Here is a 22,260-nt window from a genome sequence, read left to right as displayed (position 1 = left end):
TCGCTCAACGCGCGAGCGGCTCCGCACCGCGTTCGGAGATGAGCCGCCGCATCAAGTCGCTTTCGCTGCTCTGCGACTTGAGCATGCTTTCCGCGAGGGTGCGCACGGCGTGCTGACCGGCGTGGTCGACCGCGTACTGCACCATGGCGGTGCCGCCCTGGTGGTGCCGGAGCATCAACTGCAGGAAGTAGACGTCGAACTCGACGCCGGACAGCGAACGCAGCCTGGCCAGCTCCTCGGAGGACGCCATGCCCGGCATCGGGTTGCCGGAGGGCACCGCCGCCCCGGTCGCGCCGTGCCCGTGGCCACCGTCCTCGGCCATCCACGCCATGTGCTTACCGGCCATGGGCTGCTCGGGCTGCCCCCACAGCATGAGCCAGCCCTTCATGCGGCCCACCTGCTCCAGCTGCGTGCTGGAGACGTCGAACGCGAACGACCGGATCTTCTCGTCGGCCGACCGGTCGCGGGCGATGTTGGCCATCTGCACCGCCTGGAGGTGGTGCATGGCCATGTCCTGCGAGAACCCGACCTCCACGGAGTCCGCGCCGGGCGCGGCGGGTGAGGAGTCCGAACCGGGGATCTTGATCAACAAACCGACCGCCGCGCCGAGCAGCAGGATGGCGAGCACGGCCGTGGTCGAGACCACCGCCCAGGCGAGGTTGCTCCGCCTGGGCGTGGTCTCGGATGGATCGGTCACGTGCTCAGTTGCTCGCAGACGGTGCGGTGGAGGAAGTCGCGGCGGAGTTGCGCGCGCTCTCGGCCTCGTCGCCCATCGGCTCGGCGTCCGCGCCGGGTGCCTCGGCCACGAACGGCGCCGGGTTGTCCACGAAGGCGGCGTTGTCGCACGGCGAACCCACCTCGGGGTAGGTGTACTGGTTGCGCCGCAGCGACTGGATGAACTGGTCGATGCGCTCGTCGTCGGCGCTCTCCAGCTTCAGCTGGTGGCCCCACGTCTGCAGCGCGATCGGCTTGTCCAGGCCCGGGTACGGCGACATCATCGAGAACGGCTGGCCGTCGACCTTGCTCTTGAGCTTGTCCAAGGCCTCGCCGGTCACCTGGTCCGGGTTGTACGCCAGCCAGAACGCGCCGTGCTCCATCGCGTGGACCATGTTCTCGGTGCGCACGGCGGTGGGGTAGACCACGCCGTTGCAGTCCGCCCACTGGTTGTCGTGCGGCCCGCCGAACGGCGGCGAGAAGTCGTACGCGACCCGCCTGGGCGCGTCCACGTGCTTGCCCGGCTTGTACTCGCGCTTGGTCACGCCCGGGATCTGGTCCGAGGGGTCCTTGTTCTCCTCGGACGGGTTCCACTGGGCGAGCGCGGCCTCTTTCGCGTTCTGGTCCGCGATCTGGGAGTACGCGTACCCGAACACGGTGCCGGCCAGTGCCAGCACGGCCACCACCGCGAGGATGGTGCCCCAGGGCTTCGGCTTCTTGGCCACCACCGAGGAGCGCGCCGCCGCAACGCTGGAGCGCGCGGCCTTCGTCTTCTTGCCGCTGGTCATGTCCGCCTCAGTCTCGTCATACGCCCATGCCGCGGGCCAGTGTAGGGATACGGTGTCTGATCACCGTCAACTGCCCGTCACGGCGGGTGGTCGTCAACAGTTGCCATTCCCACTTCGCGGGACGCCCATCCCGGTCGAGACCAGCGAGAACGCTTCCCTAGACTTGCCGGGTGACTCCCGCTGCGCTCGCTGAACTGGTCCGTGCGACGGCCGTGGACGTGCTGTCCGCCCGCGGCCTCGATACCGCCGCCCTGCCCACAGCGGTCACGATCGAGCGTCCTCGCAACCCCGAGCACGGCGACTACGCCACGAACCTGGCCCTGCAGACCGCCAAGAAGGTCGGCGTGGCGTCCCGCGACCTGGCCGGCTGGCTCGCCGACGCGCTGACCGGCACCGATGCCATCTCCTCGGTCGAGGTCGCCGGACCGGGCTTTCTGAACCTGCGGCTCGCCGCGGACGCCCAGGGCGCCATCGTGCGCGACGTGCTGAAGGCCGGTGAGGCTTACGGCCGCGGTGACCAGCTCGCCGGCACCCGGATCAACCTGGAGTTCGTCTCGGCGAACCCGACCGGCCCCATCCACCTGGGCGGCACCCGCTGGGCCGCGGTCGGCGACGCGCTGGGCCGCATCCTGACCGCCAACGGCGGCGAAGTTACCCGCGAGTATTACTTCAACGACGCGGGCGCGCAGATCGACCGGTTCGTCCGGTCCCTGATCGCCGCCGCGAAGGGCGGGCCCGCGCCCGAGGACGGCTACGCGGGCGGCTACATCGGCGACATCGCCGCCGAGGTGATCCGCCAGGAGCCCAGCGCCTTGACCTCGGAGGACTCGCACGAGGTGTTCCGCCGCATCGGCGTGAACCTCATGTTCGAGGAGATCAAGAAGGACCTGCACGACTTCGGCACCGACTTCGACGTCTTCTTCCACGAGGACTCGCTGCACAAGTCGGGCGCGGTCACCAAGGCCGTGGAGCAGCTCAAGGACTCCGGCGCGCTGTACTTCGAGAACGGCGCGTGGTGGCTGCGGTCCACCGAGTTCGGCGACGACAAGGACCGCGTGGTCATCAAGAGCGACGGTGACCCGGCGTACATCGCCGGTGACATCGCGTACCTGGTGGACAAGCGGTCGCGCGGCTTCGACCTGTGCATCTACATGCTCGGCGCGGACCACCACGGCTACATCGGCAGGCTCAAGGCCGCCGCGTCCGCGCTCGGCGACGACCCGGCGTCGGTCGAGGTGCTGATCGGCCAGCTGGTGAACCTGGTCAGCGAGGGCAAGCCGGTCCGGATGAGCAAGCGCGCGGGCACCGTCATCACCATGCAGGACCTGGTGGAGGCGGTCGGCGTGGACGCCGCCCGCTACGCCATGAGCCGCTCGTCGGCGGACTCGTCCCTGGACATCGACCTGGACCTGCTGCGCAAGCGCAGCAACGACAACCCGGTGTTCTACGTCCAGTACGCGCACGCGCGGCTGTCGTCGGTGCTGCGCAACGCCGCCGACCTGGGCGTCACGCCCGGTGACGCGGTGGAGGAGCTCACGCACGACCGCGAGGGCGACCTGATCCGCACCGTCGGCGAGTTCCCCCGTGTCGTCGCCACCGCCGGTGAGCTGCGCGAACCGCACCGCGTCGCGCGGTACCTGGAGGAGCTGGCGGGCACCTACCACCGGTTCTACGAGGCCTGTCGCGTGCTGCCGAGGGGCGACGAGGAGACCACCGAGCTGCACCGGGCCAGGCTGAGCCTGTGCGCGGCGACCCGCCAGGTGTTCGCCAATGGCCTCGCGCTGCTGGGCGTGACCGCGCCGGAGCGCATGTGATGCGCGCCCACCCGGCCGGTCCCCGGCACGCCGACGTCCTCATCCCCTCCAACACGGCGGGCAACCGACCGTCCTCCACCGAGCAGCTCGACGCGCTGCACCCGCAGGTGTGGCCGCGCAACGCCGAACGCGGCGCTGACGGCGCGGTGCGCCTGGCGGGCGTGGACGTGCGGCAGCTCGCCCAGGAGCACGGCACCCCGCTGTTCGTGATGGACGAGGCCGACTTCCGCGCCCGCTGCCGCGAGCACGCCGAGGCGTTCGGCGACCCGACCCGCGTGCACTACGCGTCCAAGGCGTTCCTGTCCGTCGCGGTCGCCCGGTGGGTCGCCGAGGAGGGCCTGAGCATCGACGTGGCCAGCGGAGGCGAGCTGGCCGTGGCGCTGCGCGCGGAGTTCCCGCCCGAGCGGATCGCGCTGCACGGCAACAACAAGTCCGTCGCCGAGCTGACCGCCGCCGTCGAGGCCGGTGTCGGCGCGGTCGTGCTCGACTCGTTCTACGAGATCGCCCGGCTCGACCAGGTCGCCCGCGAACGCGGCCGGGTGCAGCCGGTGATGATCCGGGTCACGGTCGGCGTCGAGGCGCACACGCACGAGTTCATCGCCACCGCGCACGAGGACCAGAAGTTCGGCTTCTCGCTGTCCTCCGGCGACGCCGCCGAGGCCGCCCGCCGGGTGCTGAAGTCCGAAGGGCTGCGGCTGATCGGCCTGCACAGCCACATCGGCTCGCAGATCTTCGACGCCAGCGGCTTCGAGGTCGCCGCGCGCCGGGTCATCGGGCTGCTCGCCGAGCTGCGCGACGAGCACGGCGCCGGGATCCTCGACCACGTCACGACCGTCGACCTGGGCGGTGGCCTCGGCATCGCCTACACCCCGGACGACGACCCGCCGCCGCCCGCCGAGCTGGCCAGGCAGCTGCACAACATCGTGGCCAAGGAGTGCGAGCACGCCGAGCTGCCCGCGCCGAAGATCGCGGTCGAGCCGGGTCGCGCCATCGTCGGCCCCGGCACGGTGACGCTGTACGAGGTGGGCACCATCAAGGACGTCCAGCTCGACGCGGGCGTGGTCCGCCGGTACGTCAGCGTGGACGGCGGCATGAGCGACAACATCCGCACCGCCCTCTACGACGCCGTCTACGACTGCAAGCTGGTCTCGCGCGCCGCGGGCGAGGACGCCCGACCCGTGCTGTGCCGCGTCGTGGGCAAGCACTGCGAGTCCGGTGACGTGGTCGTGCGCGACTGCTGGCTGCCCGACGACCTCGCGCCCGGCGACCTCATCGCGGTCGCCGCGACCGGCGCGTACTGCTACTCGATGGCCAGCGGCTACAACCGACTGCCCCGACCCGCGCTCGCCGCGGTCGCGGACGGCCAGGCCCGGTTGCTGCTGCGCCGGGAGACCGAGGAAGACCTGTTCCGCCTGGAGGTATGAGAAGTGGCAAGCCACGAGGGCAAACCGATCCGGGTCGCGCTGCTGGGCTGCGGCACCGTCGGCACCGAGGTGGTCCGGCTGCTCACCGACCAGGCGGCCGACCTCACCGCGCGGGTCGGCGCGCCGGTCCAGGTGGCCGGCATCGCCGTGCGCAGGCCGAACAAGCACCGCGAGGTGCCCGCCGAGCTGCTGACCACCGACGCCGAGGCGCTGGTCGCCTCGGACGACGTGGACGTCATCGTCGAGGTCATCGGCGGCATCGAGCCCGCCCGCACGCTGCTGCTGTCGGCGTTGCGCGCGGGCAAGTCCGTGGTGACCGCGAACAAGGCGCTGCTGGCCGAGCACTCGGCCGAGCTGTTCGAGGCCTCCGACGCCTCGGGCGCGGACCTGTACTTCGAGGCGGCCGTGGCGGGCGCGATCCCGCTGCTGCGCCCGCTGCGCGAGTCGCTGGCCGGTGACCGCATCACCCGGGTGATGGGCATCGTCAACGGGACCACGAACTTCATCCTCTCCGGCATGGACTCCACCGGGGCGAGCTACGCCGAGACCCTGGAGGAGGCGACCCGGCTCGGGTACGCCGAGGCCGACCCCACGGCCGACGTGGACGGGTTCGACGCCGCGTCCAAGGCCGCGATCCTGGCGTCGCTGGCCTTCCACAGCCGGGTCACGGCCGCCGACGTGCACCGCGAGGGCATCGCCTCGGTCAGCGCCGCCGACATCGCCGCCGCCAAGGCGCTGGGCCGCACGGTGAAGCTGCTCGCCATCTGCGAGCGGGTTCCCATCGGCGGAGCCGACGATCAGACCACCGCGGACGACGGCGAGGGCATCTCGGTGCGCGTGCACCCGGCGATGATCCCCACCTCGCACCCGCTGGCGAGCGTGCACGGCGCGTTCAACGCGGTGTTCGTGGAGGCCGACGCGGCGGGCGAGATGATGTTCTACGGCCAGGGCGCGGGTGGCGCCCCGACCGCCAGCGCGGTGCTCGGCGACCTCGTCGCGGTGGCCCGCAACCGGGTGCACCGCGGGCGCGGCCCGCGTGAGTCGGCCTACGCGGCGCTGCCCGTGCGGCCGATGGGCCAGACGCCCACGCGTTATCACATCAGCCTCGACGTCGCCGACCGGGCGGGCGTGTTGTCGCAGGTGGCGGCGGTGTTCGCGGAACACGACGTGAGCATCGCGGCCGTGCGACAGGAGGGCCGGGTCGACGACGCCAGCCTGGTGATCGTCACCCACGCCGCGACCGACGCGGCACTGCGGTCGACCGTGGACAAAATCGGCGGGCTGCCCGTGGTTCGGGAAGTGGTCAGCGTGATGCGGGTGGAAGGCGAAGAGATTTGACGCACCAGGCGACCGTCGGCGGAGCCGACAATCGGACAACAGCGCGACCGGGGTGGCCCGGCATCATCCACGCCTACGCGGACCGGATCCAACTCCCCGAGGGCGCCAAGGTCGTCACCCTCCACGAAGGCGGCACGCCGTTGGTGGCCGCCGAGCACCTGTCGGAGCTGACCGGCTGCCAGGTCTACGTCAAGGTCGAGGGCGCGAACCCGACCGGGTCGTTCAAGGACCGCGGCATGACGGTGGCCATGACGCACGCCCTGGCCAGCGGCATCCGCGCGGTGATCTGCGCGTCGACCGGCAACACCTCGGCCAGCGCGGCGGCGTACGCGGCCAAGGCCGGCCTCACCGCCGCGGTGCTCGTGCCGCGCGGCAAGATCGCGCTGGGCAAGCTCGCCCAGGCCGTGGCGCACGGCGCGAAGATCCTGCAGATCGACGGCAACTTCGACGACTGCCTGGAGCTGGCCTCCAAGACGTCGATCGAGTACCCGATCACCCTGGTCAACTCGGTCAACCCGGTGCGGCTGATCGGCCAGAAGACCGCCGCCTGGGAGATCTGCGACGTGCTCGGCCGCGCGCCGGACATCCACTGCCTGCCGGTCGGCAACGCGGGCAACATCACCGCGTACTGGCGCGGTTACTCCGACTACTACAAGGACGGCGTGACGTCTTCGACGCCGCGCATGTTCGGGTTCCAGGCCGAGGGTTCGGCGCCGCTGGTGCTGGGGCAGCCGGTGGCGAACCCGGAGACCATCGCGACCGCCATCCGGGTGGGCAGCCCGGCGTCGTGGACCGGCGCGGTGGCGGCCAAGGAGGAGTCCGGCGGCCTGTTCGAGGCCGTCACGGACGAGAAGATCCTGGAGGCCTACCGGCTGCTGGCCTCGACCGAGGGCATCTTCGTCGAGCCCGCGTCCGCGACCAGCGTGGCGGGCCTGCTGGCCACGGCCGCCGACGGCAGGCTGCCCAAGGGCTCCACGGTCGTCTGCACGGTCACCGGCCACGGCCTGAAGGACCCCGACACCGCCCTGCTGGGCATGCCCGAGGTCGAGCCGGTGCCGGTGGACCCCGGTGCCGTGGCGACCGCGCTGGAGCTGGCGTGACGGCCCTGGCCGTCCGCGGTGTCCGCGTCACCGTGCCGGCGTCCACGGCGAACCTCGGCTCGGGGTTCGACGCGCTCGGGATGGCGCTGGGCGTGCACGACGAGCTGGAGTTCGCGGTGGTCGACGGCGGGCTGGAGGTGGAGGTGTCCGGCGAGGGCGCCTCCGCCGTGCCGACCGACGAGCGGCACCTGGTCGTGCGGGCGTTCCGGGCGGCGTGCGAGCTGGTCGGCGTGGAGGTGCCGGGGCTGCGGCTCACGTGCCGCAACGCCATCCCGCACGCGCGTGGCCTCGGCTCGTCGGCGGCGGCGATCGTGGCGGGCGTGGCGGCCGGTTTCGCCTTCGCCGGTCGCGAGTCGGACACGAGCGCGTTGCAACTCGCCGCCGAGTTCGAGGGCCACGCCGACAACGCGGCGGCGGCCATGTTCGGCGGCGTGGCGATCGCGTGGACGCAGGGTGACCGCTTCCGCGCGGTGCGTGTGGAACCGCACCCGGGTGTGACGCCGGTCGTGCTGGTGCCCGCGGAGGAATCGTCGACCCGCACGACCCGCGGCCTGCTGCCGTCGAAGGTGCCGCACGAGGACGCGGCGTTCGCGGCGGGGCGGTCCGCGCTGGCCGTGCACGCGCTCTCCTCGGACCCCTCGCTGCTGCTCGACGCGTTGGACGACCGGCTGCACGAGCCGTACCGCGAACCCGCCTGGCCTGCGACGACCCGCCTGGTGCGGTCGCTGCGGGCGGCGGGCGTGGCGGCGGCGGTGTCGGGCGCCGGACCCACGGTCCTGGCCCTGCCACCCGATGGCGTGCTGCCGCCCCGGGTGGACACCGCAGGGTTCCAGGCCAGGCGGGTAGCCGTCGACCTGGGCGGAGTCCGGGTTGCGCCACTCGGCTGAGTGAGGCGACGCGCCGTGCCCCGGTTGTTGCACCCGGCCGGACCGGCGTCTACCCTCGGGGCCATCAGTCACCGCGCGCACGGGCGCCGGTGTGGTGCCCGGACGTTCGTTCCGGATCGCATTTCTCCAGTGACTTGGCTCTGTGCCGTATGGACGGGGTCGACGCTGGAAGGCACCCGCTCGCCGTGTGACCGAAGTCCCGTACCGGAGGACTCCGCTTTCGTGCGCGTTCCGCGCCGTCGCCAGGTCCGCCTGAACCGGGACGAAACTGCCGCACCGCATTCCGTCGGACGGCAGGTCCGCTGGAACGCGTAGGAGGCGCGCTCCGGTCAGGAAGGACATGTGTGACCAACACCGAAGTACTGAGCAGCCAAGCTCCTGCTGCTCCCGCCGCTGCCAGTTCCGGAGCCGAGGAGAACGCTCTGACCACCCCTTCGAACGGCAGTGCCACGCCGCGCAAGCGCGCGGGCCTCTCTGGAATGGTGCTGGCCGAACTCCGTGAACTCGCAGGTCAGCTGGGTATCACCGGCGTGGCCGGCCTCCGCAAGGGCGACCTGATCGCCGCCATCAAGGAGCGGCAGGGCGGCACCTCCGGTCGGGGCAGTGCCGCGACGCCGCCCAAGGCCGAGAAGAAGGCCGAGGCGCCCAAGGCGGCCGTCGAGTCCGCGCCCGCGGTGGCGAAGGCCGTCGAGGCTCCCGCCGTGGACAAGCCGACCCAGCAACAGCTCGACGTGGCCGAGCGGCCCGCCGCGGAGGAGGACGGTGGCCGCCGCGGCAACCGCCGCCGCCGTTCCGCCAACCGCCCCGCGGGCAGCCCCGAGGCTCCGGCCGCGGAGGACCGCCAGGCACCGCCGCAGGCCGAGCGGCCCGCTCAGGCCGAGCGCGTCCAGGCCGATCGCCAGCAGGGTGAGGGCCGCCAGGCCGAGCGCCCCGAGCGGCCCGACCGCGCGGAGCGGTCCGACCGCGCGGAGCGGTCCGACCGGGGTGACCGGTCCGACCGCGGTGACCGCCAGGACCGCTCCGAGCAGCGCGAACAGCGCCAGGACCGGGGCGAGCGCGGCAACCGCGGCGACCGCCAGGACCGGGGTGGGCGGGACGACCGCGGCGACCGGGGTGGCCGCGACCGCGACCAGAACCGCAACCGCCAGCAGAGCGGCAACGACGGCGACGACGAGGACGGCGGCCGTCGCGGTCGCCGCTTCCGCGACCGCCGCCGCCGCGGTGGCCGCGGCGAGGACGGCGGCCAGCCCACCGACACCGAGGTGCGCGACGACGACGTCCTGCTGCCCGTGGCGGGCATCCTCGACGTGCTGGAGAACTACGCGTTCGTCCGCACCTCGGGCTACCTGGCCGGGCCGAACGACGTGTACGTGTCGTTGTCGCTGGTCCGCAAGTACGGGCTGCGCCGCGGCGACGCCCTGATCGGCGCCGTGCGGCAGCCGCGCGACGGCGAGCAGCAGCGCCAGAAGTTCAACCCCCTGGTGCGGGTGGACAAGATCAACGGCCTCGACCCGGAGGAGTCCCGCAACCGGCCGGACTTCACCAAGCTGACGCCGCTGTACCCGAACGAGCGCCTGCGCCTCGAGACGGAACCGCACATCCTCACCACGCGCGTCATCGACCTGGTGATGCCGATCGGCAAGGGCCAGCGCGCCCTGGTCGTGTCGCCGCCGAAGGCGGGCAAGACCTCGGTGCTCCAGTCGATCGCGAACGCGATCACGAAGAACAACCCCGAGTGCCACCTGATGGTGGTGCTGGTGGACGAGCGCCCCGAAGAGGTCACCGACATGCAGCGGTCGGTGAAGGGCGAGGTCATCGCCTCCACCTTCGACCGCCCGCCGTCGGACCACACCACGATCTCGGAGCTGGCCATCGAGCGGGCGAAGCGCCTGGTCGAGATGGGTCACGACGTGGTCGTGCTGCTGGACTCGATCACCCGGCTGGGTCGTGCCTACAACCTCGCGGCCCCCGCGAGCGGCCGGATCCTGTCCGGTGGTGTCGACTCGACCGCCCTGTACCCGCCGAAGCGGTTCCTGGGCGCGGCCCGCAACATCGAGGGCGGCGGCTCGCTGACCGTCATCGCGACGGCCCTGGTCGAGACCGGGTCCGCGGGTGACAGCGTGATCTTCGAGGAGTTCAAGGGCACGGGTAACGCCGAGCTCAAGCTCGACCGGAAGATCGCGGACAAGCGGACCTTCCCCGCGGTGGACGTCGACTCGTCCGGTACCCGCAAGGAAGACCTGCTGCTCTCGCCGGACGAGCTGGCGGTCATGCACAAGCTGCGCAGGGTGCTGCACGCCCTGGACAGCCAGCAGGCCATCGACCTGCTGCTCGACCGGTTGCGCAAGAGCCGCACGAACATCGAGTTCCTGATGCAGGTGGCCAAGACCACCCCGGGCGCGGACAACGACTGACCGCGCGCGACGACCGAAGGCCCGCCCGGCGTGACTGCCGGACGGGCCTTCGGGCGTTGGTGGGGTGGGGTGGTCGAGGGGTCAGCAGGGCGGGGAGGGCGCCGCCAGGCCCGCCTCGGCCAGCTCGGCGGTGCGGCGGCGTTCGTGGAAGTACTGGGCGACCAGCAGCGCGGTGACCGGCACGCCCAGCCCGACCAGGGCCACCACGGGCACGCGCACGCCGTCCAGCAGCACGCCGACCGCCAGCACGGCGGCCAGGTACGGCCAGCGCAGCCACACCCGCTGCCACCGCGCGGTCCACAGGACGGTGCCGGAGGCGGCCACGCCCACGGCGACACCCGCGCCGAAGACCGGGCTCGACAGGACCAGGTACGCCGGCGCACCCAGGAGCAGGCCACCCAATCCGGTGAGACCCAGGACGGCGATGCTGAACAGGAAGGGCACAGCCAGCCACGCGGTCAGCGGCAGGGGACGCCCGACAGTGCACAACACGCCGCCAGTGTGGCGTCCGCGCAACGTGGACCGCTGCACTGTGTAGTTCAGCGGTTACCTCGTGCGCCGAATGGTCGACCACCATCGGCGAGCGGTTGTGACGCTGCCCACCGGGAACAAGCCCACCGTGCCTGGCGTTGCAGTCGGTGACAGCCGATCTGGCACACTGTCGGGTCGAGTCCGGCTCCGGTTCACCTCGAAGAATCCCCAACGAGGACCCGGCGGCCACTTAGGAAAGGGACAAGACGTTGAAGACCGGCATTCACCCCGAGTACGTGACGACCGAGGTCACCTGCGGTTGTGGCAACACCTTCACCACCCGCAGCACCAAGACGTCCGGCGCCATCCACGTCGAGATCTGCGCCAACTGCCACCCGTTCTACACGGGCAAGCAGAAGATCCTCGACACCGGTGGTCGGGTCGCGCGCTTCGAGGCCCGCTACGGCAAGCGCGCCAAGTAGCTGCCAGAACGGCGTCCACCCCGATTCCGAGGGTGGGCGCCGTTGTCGTCTCCGCACCGCGCTGCGACGCACCGAAGCACCACCTCTGCGAACCCCAAGACCGGAGCACGATCGTGACGCTGGACGCCCTGCTGGCCGAGCACGCCGAGCTGGAGGCCAAGCTCGCCGACCCCTCGGTGCACGCCGACCAGGCGGGCGCGCGGAAACTCGGCAAGCGCTACGCCGAGCTGACCCCGATCGTGAAGACCGCCCGCGAGCTGGAGCAGGCGAAGTCCGACCTGGAGACGGCCCGTGAGCTGGCCGCCGAGGACCCGACGTTCGCCGAGGAGGCCGAGGAGCTGGCCAAGGCCGTGCCGGCGCTGGAGTCGAAGCTGACCGAGCTCCTCCTGCCGCGCGACCCGCACGACGGCGCGGACGTCGTGCTGGAGATCAAGTCCGGTGAGGGCGGCGAGGAGTCCGCCCTGTTCGCGGGCGACCTGCTGCGCATGTACCTGCGGTACGCCGAACGCCACGGGTGGAAAGCCGAAGTGCTCGACGGCACGGATTCCGACCTGGGCGGCTACAAGGACGTCACGGTGGCCATCAAGAGCCGCGCCGTCACCCCGGACGGCGTGTGGTCGCGGCTGAAGTACGAGGGCGGCGTGCACCGCGTGCAGCGGGTGCCGGTGACCGAGTCGCAGGGCCGCATCCACACCTCCGCCGCCGGCGTCCTGGTGTTCCCGGAGCTGGACGAGGTCGAGGTCGAGATCGACGAGAACGACCTGCGCGTGGACGTGTTCCGCTCGTCGGGCAAGGGTGGGCAGAGCGTCAACACGACCGACTCGGCGGTGCGCATCACGCACCTGCCGACCGGCATCGTGGTGTCCTGCCAGAACGAGCGCAGCCAGCTGCAGAACAAGGCGCGCGCGATGCAGGTGCTGCAGGCCCGGCTGACCGCGTTGGCCGAGGAGAAGCAGCAGCAGGAGGCGTCGGACGCCCGCCGCACGCAGATCCGCACGGTGGACCGCTCGGAGCGCGTGCGGACCTACAACTTCCCGGAATCGCGCATCTCCGATCACCGGGTTGGGTACAAAGCCCATAACCTGGATCAGGTGCTCGACGGCGACCTGGACGCGGTGCTGGACGCGTTGGCGGCAGCGGACCGCGCGGAGCGGCTCGCCGGCGGGTGAGGCGATGATGAGGGGGCGGCGCGATGGCGGAAATCCTGGTGAACCCGCGGAGCGCTCCCCTCGACGCGGTGCTGGAGGTCCGGGTCGTCGACCTGCCACCGGACGAACGGGTCACGGTGAGCGCGTCCACGGGCGACTGGTCCGCATCGGCGGTGTTCCTGGCTGACGAGCGTGGCGTGGTGGACCTGACCAGGCACGCGCCGGTCGAGGGCGACTACTCGGGCGTCGACCCGATGGGGTTGTTCTGGTCCATGACCCGGACGGGTGAGTCGGCCGGGCCCGTGCTGGTCGAGGTCGTCGGGGTCGGCAAGGTGGAGCTGGAGCGGCGGACCGTGCCCGAGGGGGTGCGGCGGACCGAGGTGCAAGAGAACGGCCTGGTCGGGGTGCTGTTCGAGCCCGAGGGCGGGGGCGTGCACCCCGGTGTGCTGGTCCTGGGCGGGTCCGAGGGCGGGCTGCACGAGCTGGACGCGGCGCTGCTCGCCGGGCACGGGTTCGCGGCGCTCGCGCTGGCCTACTTCGGCGTGCCCGGTGTCGCCGAGGACCTGGTCGAGGTCCCGCTGGAGTACGTCGGGACCGCGCTGGAGTGGCTCGGCGCGCGGGCGGGGGAGCTCGGAGTCGTCGGCGGGTCGCGCGGCGGTGAGCTGGCTTTGCTGGTCGGCGCGACGTTCCCGCAGGTCAAGGCCGTGGTGAGCGTGGTAGGCAGCGGCGTCGTCACGCAGTGCATCGGTCCGGGTCAGAGGTTGCTGCAGAAGCTGGAGCACGAGGCCGCGTCGTGGACCTGGCAGGGCAGGCCGCTGCCGTACCTGCCGTACGCGATCCCGGCGGAGCTGCGCCGCGCGGTGGTCGACGACGAGCCGGTGTCGTTGCGGTCGGCGTTCGACCTCACCGACGGCATCCCGGAGGACGCCGAGATCCCCGTCGAGCGGATCGAAGGCGGTGTGTTGCTGCTCTCATCCGGGCAGGACGAGTCGTGGCCGTGCGCGGAGCTGAGCGAGGTCGCTTGGCGGCGGCTGACCGGGCACGGGCACGCGTTCCGGCACGAACGGGTGGTGTACCCCGAGGCAGGACACCTGATCGCGGGGCCGCCGCACCGACCGGCGACGGACGTCGTGGTACCGGGGCCCGGCGTGCGGTTCTCGATGGGCGGCACGCCCGCCGCCACGGCCGCCGCCCGCGCGGACGCGTGGCGTCGGACCGTCGAGTTCTTCTCGGACCAATTGGGCACCTAATGTGTCGCTCATGAGCGCACACTTTGACGTCGTGGTCCTCGGTGCGGGGCCAGGCGGGTACGTCGCCGCGATCCGGGCGGCCCAGCTGGGGCTGAAGACGGCGATCATCGAGGAGCGTTACTGGGGCGGGGTCTGCCTGAACGTGGGCTGCATCCCGTCGAAGGCGCTCCTGCGCAACGCGGAGCTCGCGCACCTGTTCACCCACGAGCAGAAGACCTACGGCATCCAGGTCGACGGCACGGTGAAGTTCGACTACGGCGTCGCCTACGAGCGCAGCCGCAAGGTCGCGGACGGGCGCGTCAAGGGCGTGCACTTCCTGATGAAGAAGAACGGCATCACCGAGTACAACGGGCGGGGGACGTTCCTCGACGCCAACACCATCCAGGTGGGTGACGAGACCGTCACGTTCAACCACGCGATCATCGCGGCGGGCGCGACGACGCGGTTGCTGCCGGGTACGAAGCTGTCCGAACGGGTGGTGACGTACGAGGAGCAGATCCTGTCGCAGGACCTGCCGGAGAGCATCGTCATCGCGGGTGCGGGCGCCATCGGCGTCGAGTTCGCGTACGTGCTGCACAACTACGGCGTGAAGGTCACCATCGTCGAGTTCCTCGACCGGGTGGTGCCGCTGGAGGACGCCGAGGTGTCGGCCGAGCTGGCCAAGCGGTACAAGCGGCTCGGGATCGACGTGCGGACGTCCACGAAGGTCGAGTCCATCGACGACTCCGGGCCGCGCGTGCGCGTGACGGTGTCCAAGGGTGGTGTCGAGGAGGTCCTGGAGGCCGACAAGGTCCTGCAGGCCATCGGCTTCCAGCCGCGGGTCGAGGGCTACGGGCTGGAGAAGACCGGCGTGCAGCTGACCGAGCGCGGCGCGATCGCGGTCGACGGGCGTGGCCGCACGAACGTGGAGAACATCTTCGCGATCGGTGACGTGACGGCGAAGCTGATGCTCGCGCACGCCGCCGAGTCGATGGGCATCATCGCCGCGGAGACCATCGCGGGCGCGGAGACCATGGAGCTGGACTTCGTGATGATCCCGCGGGCGACGTACTGCCAGCCGCAGATCGCGTCGTTCGGGTGGACCGAGGCGCAGGCGCGGGAGCGCGGGTTCGACGTGCAGGTGGCGAAGTTCCCGTTCACCGCGAACGGCAAGGCGCACGGCATCGGCGACTCGGCCGGGTTCGTGAAGCTGATCAGCGACGGCAAGTACGGCGAGCTGCTCGGTGGTCACCTGATCGGACCGGACGTGACCGAGTTGCTGCCGGAGCTGACGCTGGCCCAGCAGTGGGACCTGACCGTGCACGAGGTGGCGCGCAACGTGCACGCGCACCCGACGTTGGGCGAGGCGGTCAAGGAAGCGGTGCACGGCCTGGCCGGGCACATGATCAACTTCTGACCGGCTTAGGGTAGGTGCATGACCCGACACCCGTTGCGGCTGGCCATCATGGAAGCGGAACGCCTGCTGGCCGCGGCGGGTGTCGACAGTCCCCGGGTGGACGCGGAGCTGCTGGCCGCGCACGTGCTCGGGGTGGAGCGGTCGCGGTTGCCGCTCATCCCGCTGGTCGACCCGCCGGTGGTGGACGCGCTGCACAAGGTCGTGCGGCAGCGCGCGACGCGCGTGCCGTTGCAGCACATCACCGGGCGGGCGTGGCTGGGGGACGTGGACCTGGAGGTCGGTCCGGGCGTGTTCATCCCGCGCCCGGAGACCGAGCTGGTGCTGGAGTGGGGTCTGTCCACTGTGGAAGTGGACGACCCGGTGGTGGTGGACCTGTGCACGGGGTCCGGTGCGCTGGCGTTGGCGGTGGCCCACCGGTTGCCGCGCGCGTCCGTGCACGCGGTGGAGCGTGATCCCTCGGCGTTGGCGTGGGCGCGCCGCAACGCGGAGGCGCGTGCGGTGGCCGGCGACACGCCGATCACGTTGCACGCCGGTGATGTGACCGAGCCCGAGGTGTTGGCGGACCTCGACGGGCAGGTCGACCTCGTGCTGTGCAACCCGCCGTACGTGCCGGACGGGGTCGAGGTGCAGCCGGAGGTGGCGGACCACGACCCGCGGCACGCCGTCTTCGGCGGGGCGGACGGGCTGGAGGTGATCCGGCACGTCGTCGGGCTGGCGGCTCGGCTGCTCAAGCCCGGGGGGTACGTGGCGATCGAGCACGACGACACCCACGGGGGTGCGGTGCCCGCTTTGCTGGAGACGCGTCGGGTGCTGACCGAGGTGGAGGACCACTCTGATCTGGCGGGGAGGCCGCGGTTCGCCACGGCGCGTCGGGTCGGGGTGTGAAGGTTGGTTGGAGGTCAGGGCTTGGCTGCGTCGACCATCAGGGTGAGACGGGTGCGGGTCAGGTCCCACTCGGCGGGTGGGCCGGCGGAGTAGAGGACGTATTCGACGCCGGCGACTTCCCAGAACGCGGTGGCCACCTGTTTGGGGCCGGTCGGGGTGTTCTCGGTGAATTCCCAGGTGACGGCCGGGTGGTCGCGGATCGTGGTGGCGGCGAGCGTGACCCTTCGGTGGCCGGGCTCGCGTTCGCGGTCGGTGGCTGCTTCGGTGATGCGGTCGAGCAGCGTTTTCGCCGGGTCGGTGACCGGTGCGCCGCCGAGTCGGACTTCACGTTCGGGTGACGCCGGGTCGGTGGCGACGAGGGTGGTGGCGACCGTGCCGGTGGTGACGGTCCAGTCGGCCGGGATGGTGGTGGTGAGGCCGCCCGGTGCCTGGATTTGTCGCTGGTCGGGGGTGGGGTTGGTGGTGGTTGTGGTGGGTGGGGCGGTGGTTGTGGTGGTTGTGCTGGGGATTGCGGGGAGGGAAGGTGCGGCGGCGAGGGTGGGGGTTGGGGTGGGTTGGCGTGCGGTGAGCGTCAGATAGCCGGCGGTTCCGGCGACGGTCAGGTACACGGCGGTGAAGGTCAGCGCCAGTGGGAGGGCGCCGATCGGGTTTTTCGGATTCACCGGGCGCCTCGCCATCGGGGATAATCTGGACGGTCACGCTCCGCCGAGTAAATCGGAGAACCCGCGATGGCTGTCAATAAGCCGAACGAGTGGAGCGAACTCAGGGAATGGCTCGCGGCGAGGATCGTCTACGCGGACCTGACTGATTTCGCCGAGGCCGATCGTGGGCGGTTGGCGCGTGCCCTCACGGCGGTGATGTCAGCGTTGGGGGATGGTCCGGGCGGCGACCGCGGCGACCGCGGCGACAGCGGCGACGGCGGGGACAGCGGGGCGGCGGTCGAGGTGGTGCGCGGTGAGCTGGGGCGTGGTGGCGAGGCGAGGGCGGATGACGTGCTGCGCACCCACCTGGCCATCGCTTTGGCGGCCCGGACGGCGGACGTGCGAGGTATCGGGCCGGACGGTGCACTGGTCGTGGCGAACGCCCGCCAGTGGGCCGAGTGCCGGGAGTTGGTGGAGGAGATCATCGCGCTGAGCCCGCACCCGGAGCTGATCGCGTTCGCGACCGGGCTGCGCGGGCGGTTGGTGGAGGCGCGGCGGTGGCGGTGGGTGGAGCCGGACGTGTGGACGGCGGCGGTGGTCGGGTTGGCGGTGCTGGTGCTGCCGTTCGTGGGTGCGGCGATCGGCAGTGCGGTGGTGACGGTGGCGGGGGTGGCGGTCGGTGGTGCGCTGGTGTTCGGGTTCGTGATGGCCCACCGGAGGCGGGGGTGGGCGGTCGACCCCGGCCGCTGACCCGCGTGTCCTACGTTCAGAACCCCCGAGTTCAACGTTCACGACGCGTGAGTCGTACGTTCGGGGCGCGAGAGTCCAACGTTCAGGGCGTGTGAGTTCAACGTTCAGGAGACCTGAGTTCAACGTTCAGGGCGGCTCGGTGGTTGGGTCAGGCTCGATTTGACATGGGGCCCCTTACGGGTACTCCAGGCAGGCCAAAGCCGGCAGGCCCGGCGGGGAAAAGCGTCCCGCCAGGCCTGCCGGCTTCGACCAGCCTAAAGCACCCGAACCCCATGTAAAATCGAGCCTTTTGCGGTCCTGCTGCGGGTCCGATGTGGGTCGGTTGATGTCGTTTCGACTGCGCGTTTGGCTCTCCTGCCATTTCCCTGCGCTCGTCGGCTGCCCGCCTGCGTCATCCATCCCTGGCCGGTGGGCTGTCGGCGGCTGTGGGGCTGTGCTGTGTGGTGGGTGTTCGGGTGGTCTTGGAGGTTGTGTGTGACCTCGGACGCTGGGGTTGGTGGTGCTGTGCTTGGATCAGCAGGGTGAGCACGGTCTACGATTGTGGTGTTCCGGCTGATCGGGCGGCGGGGCTTGCGGCTGCTGCGGGTGCGGTGCGGTCCGGGCGGTTGGTGGTCCTTCCCACTGACACGGTCTACGGCATCGGGTGTGATGCGTTCGACGCGTCCGCGGTGCGTGCCCTGTTGGAGGCCAAGGGGCGGGGGCCGGACATGCCCGTTCCTGTGCTGGTCGGGTCGTGGACGACGATCGACGGGTTGGTCCTCGGCGTTCCTCGGCAGGCACGGGCGTTGATCGAGGCGTTCTGGCCCGGCGGGTTGTCGTTGGTGCTGCCGCACGCGCCGTCGTTGGCGTGGGATCTCGGTCACACCAGGGGCACCGTGATGCTGCGGATGCCGTTGCACCCCGTCGCGCTGGAGCTGCTCCGTGACGTCGGTCCGATGGCGGTGTCGAGCGCGAACAAGTCCGGTTTCCCACCGGCGGGCACGGCGCAGGAGGCCTGGGACCAGCTCGGCGAGGAGGTCGGCGTCTACCTGGACGGTGGGCCGGCGGCCGAGAACATCGCGTCCACGATCGTGGACCTGACCGGGCCGGACCCCGTCGTGTTGCGGGAGGGCGCGGTGCCGGTGGCGGAGGTTTCCAAGGCGTTGGGTGTCGAAGTCGAGGTCGCGCGCTAGTGGATCTTCCCGATCGGAGTAGCGTGGTGGTTCCACCGCCCGTCACCCCACTGCCGAGGGGCTAGCCTGCTGTGGGCCAGTTGCCTGCCGTGTCCAACGTCCTCCCCGTCCGGGAGTACCTGCTCGTCGCGCTGACCGCGGCGGTCGTGACGTTCCTGCTCGTCGGCTTGGTGCGCGTCCTGGCGTTCCGGATCGGCGCGGTGGCCTACCCCCGCCAACGGGACGTGCACGTCAAACCCATGCCCCGGATGGGTGGTCTCGCCATGTACGGCGGGGTGCTCGGCGGCATGCTGCTGGCGCACCAGCTGCCGGTGCTGCGCTCGGCGTTCGACTTCTCCTACGACCCGTACGCGGTGATCGTGGGTGGTGGCGTGATCGTGCTGGTCGGCGTGCTGGACGACCGGTTCGAGCTGGACTCGCTGACGAAGCTCGCGGGCCAGGTGACGGCGGCGGGCATCCTGGTGCTGTTCGGCCTGCAGTGGCTGTTGTTCTGGGTGCCGTGGGGTGACGACGGCGAGGGCACCGGGTCGCTGCTGTCGCTGGACCAGAACCAGGGCGCGATCCTGAGCGTGCTGCTGGCCGTGACGATGGTCAACGCGATGAACTTCGTGGACGGCCTGGACGGGCTGGCGGCGGGCATCGGGTTGATCGCGGCGGCGGCCACGTGCGTGTTCTCGATCGGGTTGTTGGCGAACAACGGCGGTGACGTGGGCGCTTACCCGCCCGCGCTGATCGCCGCCACGCTGGCGGGCGCCTGCCTGGGGTTCCTGCCGCACAACTTCAACCCGGCGCGGATCTTCATGGGTGACTCCGGGTCGATGCTGATCGGGCTGATGCTGGCGGCGGCCACGATCTCGGCCTCCGGGAAGATCAACTACGAGTCGGTTCGGGCTACCGACGTGCTCGGCCTCTTGTCGCCGTTGGTGGTGGTCGCGGCGGTGCTGTTCGTGCCGCTGCTGGACCTGCTGATGGCCGTGGTCCGCCGGACGCGTCGTGGTGAGAGCCCGTTCTCCGCGGACAAGATGCACCTGCACCACCGGCTGCTGGAGATCGGCCACTCGCAGCGCCGCGCGGTGCTGTTGATCTACTTGTGGGCCGGGGTGCTGGCCTTCGGCGCGGTCGCGCTGACGCTGTTCGACGTCGTGGTGGTGGTGTGGTGCCTGGCGATCGGACTTGTTCTCGCACTGTTGGTCTCCGCGATACCCAGGCTTCGTGAAGTCCGCCGCACCTGACCCCCGATGGGGTGGTGAGTACCAAGGGCTCTTTACACTCGGTCCCGATGGGTGGGAAGAGGTGACATGAGCTCTCCGGAGAAGACGGAGTGGACGCACGAGGCCGTCGTGCGACGACTCGCAGGTGAGATGTACCGCAGCGCGCTGTGGGCGGCACTCGGGACCGTGGTCGCGGGCGCGATCCTCTGGACCGTGCTGGCCGGTGTCCCCGGCCTGGTGGCCGCGCTGATCGGCGGCACCATCGCGTGCCTGTCCTCGGCGGGGACGCTGCTGCTCATGCACCGCACCGCCGCGATGCCGCTCCAGGTGATCATGGTGGCGGCGTTCGCCGGGTTCATGGGGAAGCTGATCCTGCTGTTCGCGGTGATGGTGCTGCTGCGCCAGTTCCCCGTGCTGCACACCAACGCGCTGGCCCTGACCATGGCCGCGACCATCCTGGTCGCCACCGCCATGGAGGTGCGCGCCTCCAAGCGCAGTCGCAGTCAGATCGTCATCCCGACCCCTGGAAACACCTGATCTACCGACTGGTACGGTGCGCGCAAGACGGGACACCCAGGTAGGTGGGGTGCCTCTCGCGGGCGCTTGCGGTCCGTAAGGTACGTTAAGTCCCGATCGTGACGATTCCCCCGGCGGAGTGAACGCCGGCCGGGAGAACCGGAAGGAACACAGTGACCACGATGGTGCTGGCTGCGGGTGATGAGTTCGTCGCACCCGGCGTGAAGGACTTCTTCCTCCCACCGATCTTCGGTGAGGTCACCAAGCCCATGGTGCTTCTGGTGCTCTCGATCTTGATCATCGGTGCGTTCTTCATCGCGGCGACCCGCAACCTCAAGCTCGTTCCCGGCAAGTTCCAGTTCGCCGCCGAGTCGCTCTACGACATCGGTCGCAACTCGATCGCACGCGAGCAGATCGGCGCCAAGGACTTCAAGCCCTTCGTCCCGCTGATCCTCACGGTCTTCACCTTCATCCTGGTGAACAACCTGTTCGGGCTCATCCCCGTCGTGCAGTTCCCGACGATGTCGCACATCGGTTTCCCGCTGGCCGTCTCGGTGCTCGTGATCTACCCCGTGTACCACTTCGTCGGCTTCAAGCGGCACGGTTTCGTGGGTTACCTGAAGCACCAGACCATGCCGCCCGGCGCGCCGTGGTTCGTGCTCATCCTGCTGATTCCGATCGAGTTCTTCCAGAAGTTCTTCCTGAACCCGCTCACGCTCGCGATCCGAGTTTTCGCGGCGATGTTCGCGGGTCACCTGCTCTTGCTGGTGTTCACCTTGGCGGGTGAGTACCTGCTCTTCGCCGGCGGCATCACCGTCGTGGTCGCGCCCATCGCGTTCGTCTTCGCCATCGCGTTGACGTTCCTGGAAGCGCTGATCATGGTTCTGCAGGCCTACATCTTCGCGCTGCTGTCCGCCAACTACATCGGCGCGGCGCTGGCCGAAGAGCACTGAGAAATCACAAGCCTCCGATCCGCGAGCGTTCGCGGACCGAGTTGGAAAGGGAACAGCACAAGTGAGCGCTATCGTTCTTGCTCAGGAAGCCGCGAACGTCAACCTGAACCAGGGTCTCGCTGCCATCGGCTACGGCCTCGCGGCGATCGGCCCCGGCATCGGCGTGGGTCTGATCTTCTCCTCGGTCATCAACGGCACCGCCCGTCAGCCCGAGGCTCGCGGCGTGCTGCTGAGCCTGGCCTGGACCACGTTCGCCATCGTCGAGGTGCTCGCGCTGCTCGGCTTCGTCGTGTACTTCCTCGCGACCGCGGGCTGAGTACCGGTTCATCGCATCAGAGAGGTTTGTGATGAATACCCTCATCTTGGCGGCGGAGGAAGGGGCCATCAACCCCGTCCTGCCGCACACGTCGGAGATCATCCTCGGCCTGATCTCGTTCCTGCTGCTGCTCTTCGTCATCAAGAAGTTCGTGTCGCCGCGCTTCGAGACGTTGTACGCGGAGCGTGCCGCCAAGATCGAGGGCGGGATCGAGAAGGCCGAGCAGGCGCAGGCCCAGGCCCAGCAGGCGCTCGAGCAGTACAAGGCGCAGCTGGCCGAGGCCCGTGCCGAGGCGGCCCGCATCCGCGACGACGCCCGCATCGAGGGCGAGCAGATCATCAGCGAGCTGCGCGCCAAGGCGCAGGAGGAGTCCGCGCGGATCGTCGCGCAGGGGCAGACCCAGCTCGAGACGCAGCGCGCGCAGATCGTCGCGGAGCTGCGTGGTGAGCTGGGCCGGCTGGCCATCGACCTGGCGGACCGGGTCGTCGGCGAGTCGCTGGAGGACGAGGTGCGCCGCCGGGGCACCGTCGACCGTTTCCTCTCCGAGCTCGACGGCACGTCGGCTCCGGCCGCCAAGTGAGGGAACGCCG

The 22,260-nt window shown here is 70.5% G+C and carries 22 protein-coding genes; 18 read left to right on the top strand and 4 right to left on the bottom strand.

The annotated features are described in order from the left end of the window. Positions 1 to 4 precede the first annotated feature (4 nt). Together B0I31_RS03350 and B0I31_RS03345 are read right to left on the bottom strand one after the other, a co-directional pair. Positions 5 to 697, bottom strand: a complete 693-nt coding sequence (locus B0I31_RS03350; protein WP_106613757.1) for a DUF305 domain-containing protein — start codon at positions 695 to 697, stop codon at positions 5 to 7. A 4-nt stretch (positions 698 to 701) separates the two neighbouring features. Continuing rightward, positions 702 to 1,502, bottom strand: coding sequence for a thioredoxin-like domain-containing protein (locus B0I31_RS03345; RefSeq protein ID WP_106613756.1), 801 nt, complete (start codon positions 1,500 to 1,502; stop codon positions 702 to 704). Positions 1,503 to 1,672: 170 nt separating this feature from the next. On the opposite strand from B0I31_RS03345, the gene argS reads away from it, so the two are divergent. From argS to rho, 6 genes are all read left to right on the top strand, one after another. Continuing rightward, complete coding sequence (gene argS, locus B0I31_RS03340) at positions 1,673 to 3,316, top strand: arginine--tRNA ligase (protein WP_106613755.1); 1,644 nt, start codon at positions 1,673 to 1,675, stop codon at positions 3,314 to 3,316. Continuing rightward, complete coding sequence (gene lysA / locus B0I31_RS03335) at positions 3,316 to 4,740, top strand: diaminopimelate decarboxylase (protein ID WP_106614026.1); 1,425 nt, start codon at positions 3,316 to 3,318, stop codon at positions 4,738 to 4,740. Before argS ends, lysA begins: the two co-directional genes overlap by 1 nt. Before the next feature lie 3 nt (positions 4,741 to 4,743). Beyond that, positions 4,744 to 6,078 carry a homoserine dehydrogenase gene (locus tag B0I31_RS03330; RefSeq protein WP_106613754.1) on the top strand — a complete coding sequence of 445 codons (1,335 nt, stop codon included), beginning with the start codon at positions 4,744 to 4,746 and terminating at the stop codon, positions 6,076 to 6,078. Beyond that, the gene (gene thrC / locus B0I31_RS03325) at positions 6,075 to 7,178 is read left to right on the top strand and encodes a threonine synthase (protein ID WP_106613753.1); all 1,104 of its coding nucleotides are present in this window, start codon (positions 6,075 to 6,077) and stop codon (positions 7,176 to 7,178) included. The genes B0I31_RS03330 and thrC overlap by 4 nt, the downstream gene beginning before the upstream one ends. Further along, on the top strand, positions 7,175 to 8,065 hold the full coding sequence (gene thrB / locus B0I31_RS03320; protein WP_106613752.1) for a homoserine kinase: 891 nt from the start codon (positions 7,175 to 7,177) through the stop codon (positions 8,063 to 8,065). The genes thrC and thrB overlap by 4 nt, the downstream gene beginning before the upstream one ends. A 344-nt stretch (positions 8,066 to 8,409) precedes the next feature. After that, positions 8,410 to 10,479 carry a transcription termination factor Rho gene (gene rho, locus B0I31_RS03315; RefSeq protein WP_106613751.1) on the top strand — a complete coding sequence of 690 codons (2,070 nt, stop codon included), beginning with the start codon at positions 8,410 to 8,412 and terminating at the stop codon, positions 10,477 to 10,479. Positions 10,480 to 10,560: 81 nt separating this feature from the next. On the opposite strand, the gene B0I31_RS03310 is transcribed toward rho, so the two are convergent. Next, on the bottom strand, positions 10,561 to 10,971 hold the full coding sequence (locus B0I31_RS03310) for a hypothetical protein (protein WP_106613750.1): 411 nt from the start codon (positions 10,969 to 10,971) through the stop codon (positions 10,561 to 10,563). 248 nt (positions 10,972 to 11,219) lie between these two features. On the opposite strand from B0I31_RS03310, the gene rpmE reads away from it, so the two are divergent. The 5 genes from rpmE to prmC all read left to right on the top strand — a co-directional run bounded on the left by rpmE (position 11,220) and on the right by prmC (position 16,111). Then, positions 11,220 to 11,432: a 50S ribosomal protein L31 gene (rpmE, locus tag B0I31_RS03305; protein WP_106613749.1), complete on the top strand. Its 213-nt coding sequence runs from the start codon at positions 11,220 to 11,222 to the stop codon at positions 11,430 to 11,432. 113 nt (positions 11,433 to 11,545) lie between these two features. Then, positions 11,546 to 12,601, top strand: coding sequence for a peptide chain release factor 1 (prfA, locus tag B0I31_RS03300; protein ID WP_245949623.1), 1,056 nt, complete (start codon positions 11,546 to 11,548; stop codon positions 12,599 to 12,601). A gap of 23 nt (positions 12,602 to 12,624) precedes the next feature. Next, positions 12,625 to 13,830, top strand: coding sequence for an acyl-CoA thioester hydrolase/BAAT C-terminal domain-containing protein (locus tag B0I31_RS03295; protein WP_106613748.1), 1,206 nt, complete (start codon positions 12,625 to 12,627; stop codon positions 13,828 to 13,830). A 10-nt stretch (positions 13,831 to 13,840) separates the two neighbouring features. Beyond that, positions 13,841 to 15,226: a dihydrolipoyl dehydrogenase gene (lpdA, locus tag B0I31_RS03290; RefSeq protein WP_106614024.1), complete on the top strand. Its 1,386-nt coding sequence runs from the start codon at positions 13,841 to 13,843 to the stop codon at positions 15,224 to 15,226. 18 nt (positions 15,227 to 15,244) lie between these two features. Continuing rightward, positions 15,245 to 16,111 carry a peptide chain release factor N(5)-glutamine methyltransferase gene (prmC, locus tag B0I31_RS03285; RefSeq protein WP_106613747.1) on the top strand — a complete coding sequence of 289 codons (867 nt, stop codon included), beginning with the start codon at positions 15,245 to 15,247 and terminating at the stop codon, positions 16,109 to 16,111. Positions 16,112 to 16,125: 14 nt separating this feature from the next. Here prmC and B0I31_RS03280 read toward each other — a convergent pair whose 3' ends face one another. After that, a complete protein-coding gene (locus B0I31_RS03280; protein ID WP_146173712.1) occupies positions 16,126 to 16,773 on the bottom strand; it encodes a hypothetical protein in 648 nt (215 codons plus the stop codon). A gap of 66 nt (positions 16,774 to 16,839) precedes the next feature. Between B0I31_RS03280 and B0I31_RS03275 the strand changes: the two genes are divergently transcribed. The 7 genes from B0I31_RS03275 to B0I31_RS03245 all read left to right on the top strand — a co-directional run bounded on the left by B0I31_RS03275 (position 16,840) and on the right by B0I31_RS03245 (position 22,250). Continuing rightward, positions 16,840 to 17,502 (top strand): hypothetical protein, encoded by a 663-nt coding sequence (locus tag B0I31_RS03275; RefSeq protein WP_146173711.1) that lies wholly within the window; start codon positions 16,840 to 16,842, stop codon positions 17,500 to 17,502. A 521-nt stretch (positions 17,503 to 18,023) separates the two neighbouring features. Beyond that, complete coding sequence (locus B0I31_RS03270; protein ID WP_106613744.1) at positions 18,024 to 18,674, top strand: L-threonylcarbamoyladenylate synthase; 651 nt, start codon at positions 18,024 to 18,026, stop codon at positions 18,672 to 18,674. Positions 18,675 to 18,745: 71 nt separating this feature from the next. Further along, complete coding sequence (locus tag B0I31_RS03265) at positions 18,746 to 19,906, top strand: glycosyltransferase family 4 protein (RefSeq protein ID WP_083668077.1); 1,161 nt, start codon at positions 18,746 to 18,748, stop codon at positions 19,904 to 19,906. 66 nt (positions 19,907 to 19,972) lie between these two features. Then, entirely contained in the window at positions 19,973 to 20,422 is a 450-nt protein-coding gene (locus tag B0I31_RS03260; RefSeq protein WP_106613743.1) for a Cg1360 family ATP-synthase-associated protein, read from the top strand. Positions 20,423 to 20,574: 152 nt separating this feature from the next. Further along, complete coding sequence (gene atpB, locus B0I31_RS03255; RefSeq protein ID WP_106613742.1) at positions 20,575 to 21,354, top strand: F0F1 ATP synthase subunit A; 780 nt, start codon at positions 20,575 to 20,577, stop codon at positions 21,352 to 21,354. Between the two features lie 61 nt (positions 21,355 to 21,415). Then, positions 21,416 to 21,670: an ATP synthase subunit c family protein gene (locus B0I31_RS03250; protein WP_106613741.1), complete on the top strand. Its 255-nt coding sequence runs from the start codon at positions 21,416 to 21,418 to the stop codon at positions 21,668 to 21,670. Positions 21,671 to 21,701: 31 nt separating this feature from the next. Then, positions 21,702 to 22,250 (top strand): F0F1 ATP synthase subunit B, encoded by a 549-nt coding sequence (locus B0I31_RS03245; protein WP_106613740.1) that lies wholly within the window; start codon positions 21,702 to 21,704, stop codon positions 22,248 to 22,250. Positions 22,251 to 22,260 lie beyond the last annotated feature (10 nt).

Source organism: Saccharothrix carnea, from assembly GCF_003014735.1.
Lineage (GTDB): Bacteria > Actinomycetota > Actinomycetes > Mycobacteriales > Pseudonocardiaceae > Actinosynnema > Actinosynnema carneum.
Note: the sequence above shows the minus strand (reverse complement) of the source record. Positions and strands in the feature narration are given on the sequence as shown.

Bases quoted from the DNA above. Each gene is read 5' to 3' on its own strand.
- B0I31_RS03345 (WP_106613756.1), bottom strand. From the start codon at position 1,502: ATGACCAGCGGCAAGAAGACGAAGGCCGCGCGCTCCAGCGTTGCGGCG.
- lysA (WP_106614026.1), top strand. From the start codon at position 3,316: ATGCGCGCCCACCCGGCCGGTCCCCGGCACGCCGACGTCCTCATCCCC.
- B0I31_RS03295 (WP_106613748.1), top strand. From the start codon at position 12,625: ATGGCGGAAATCCTGGTGAACCCGCGGAGCGCTCCCCTCGACGCGGTG.
- lpdA (WP_106614024.1), top strand. From the start codon at position 13,841: ATGAGCGCACACTTTGACGTCGTGGTCCTCGGTGCGGGGCCAGGCGGG.
- prmC (WP_106613747.1), top strand. From the start codon at position 15,245: ATGACCCGACACCCGTTGCGGCTGGCCATCATGGAAGCGGAACGCCTG.
- B0I31_RS03275 (WP_146173711.1), top strand. From the start codon at position 16,840: ATGGCTGTCAATAAGCCGAACGAGTGGAGCGAACTCAGGGAATGGCTC.
- B0I31_RS03260 (WP_106613743.1), top strand. From the start codon at position 19,973: ATGAGCTCTCCGGAGAAGACGGAGTGGACGCACGAGGCCGTCGTGCGA.
- B0I31_RS03245 (WP_106613740.1), top strand. From the start codon at position 21,702: ATGAATACCCTCATCTTGGCGGCGGAGGAAGGGGCCATCAACCCCGTC.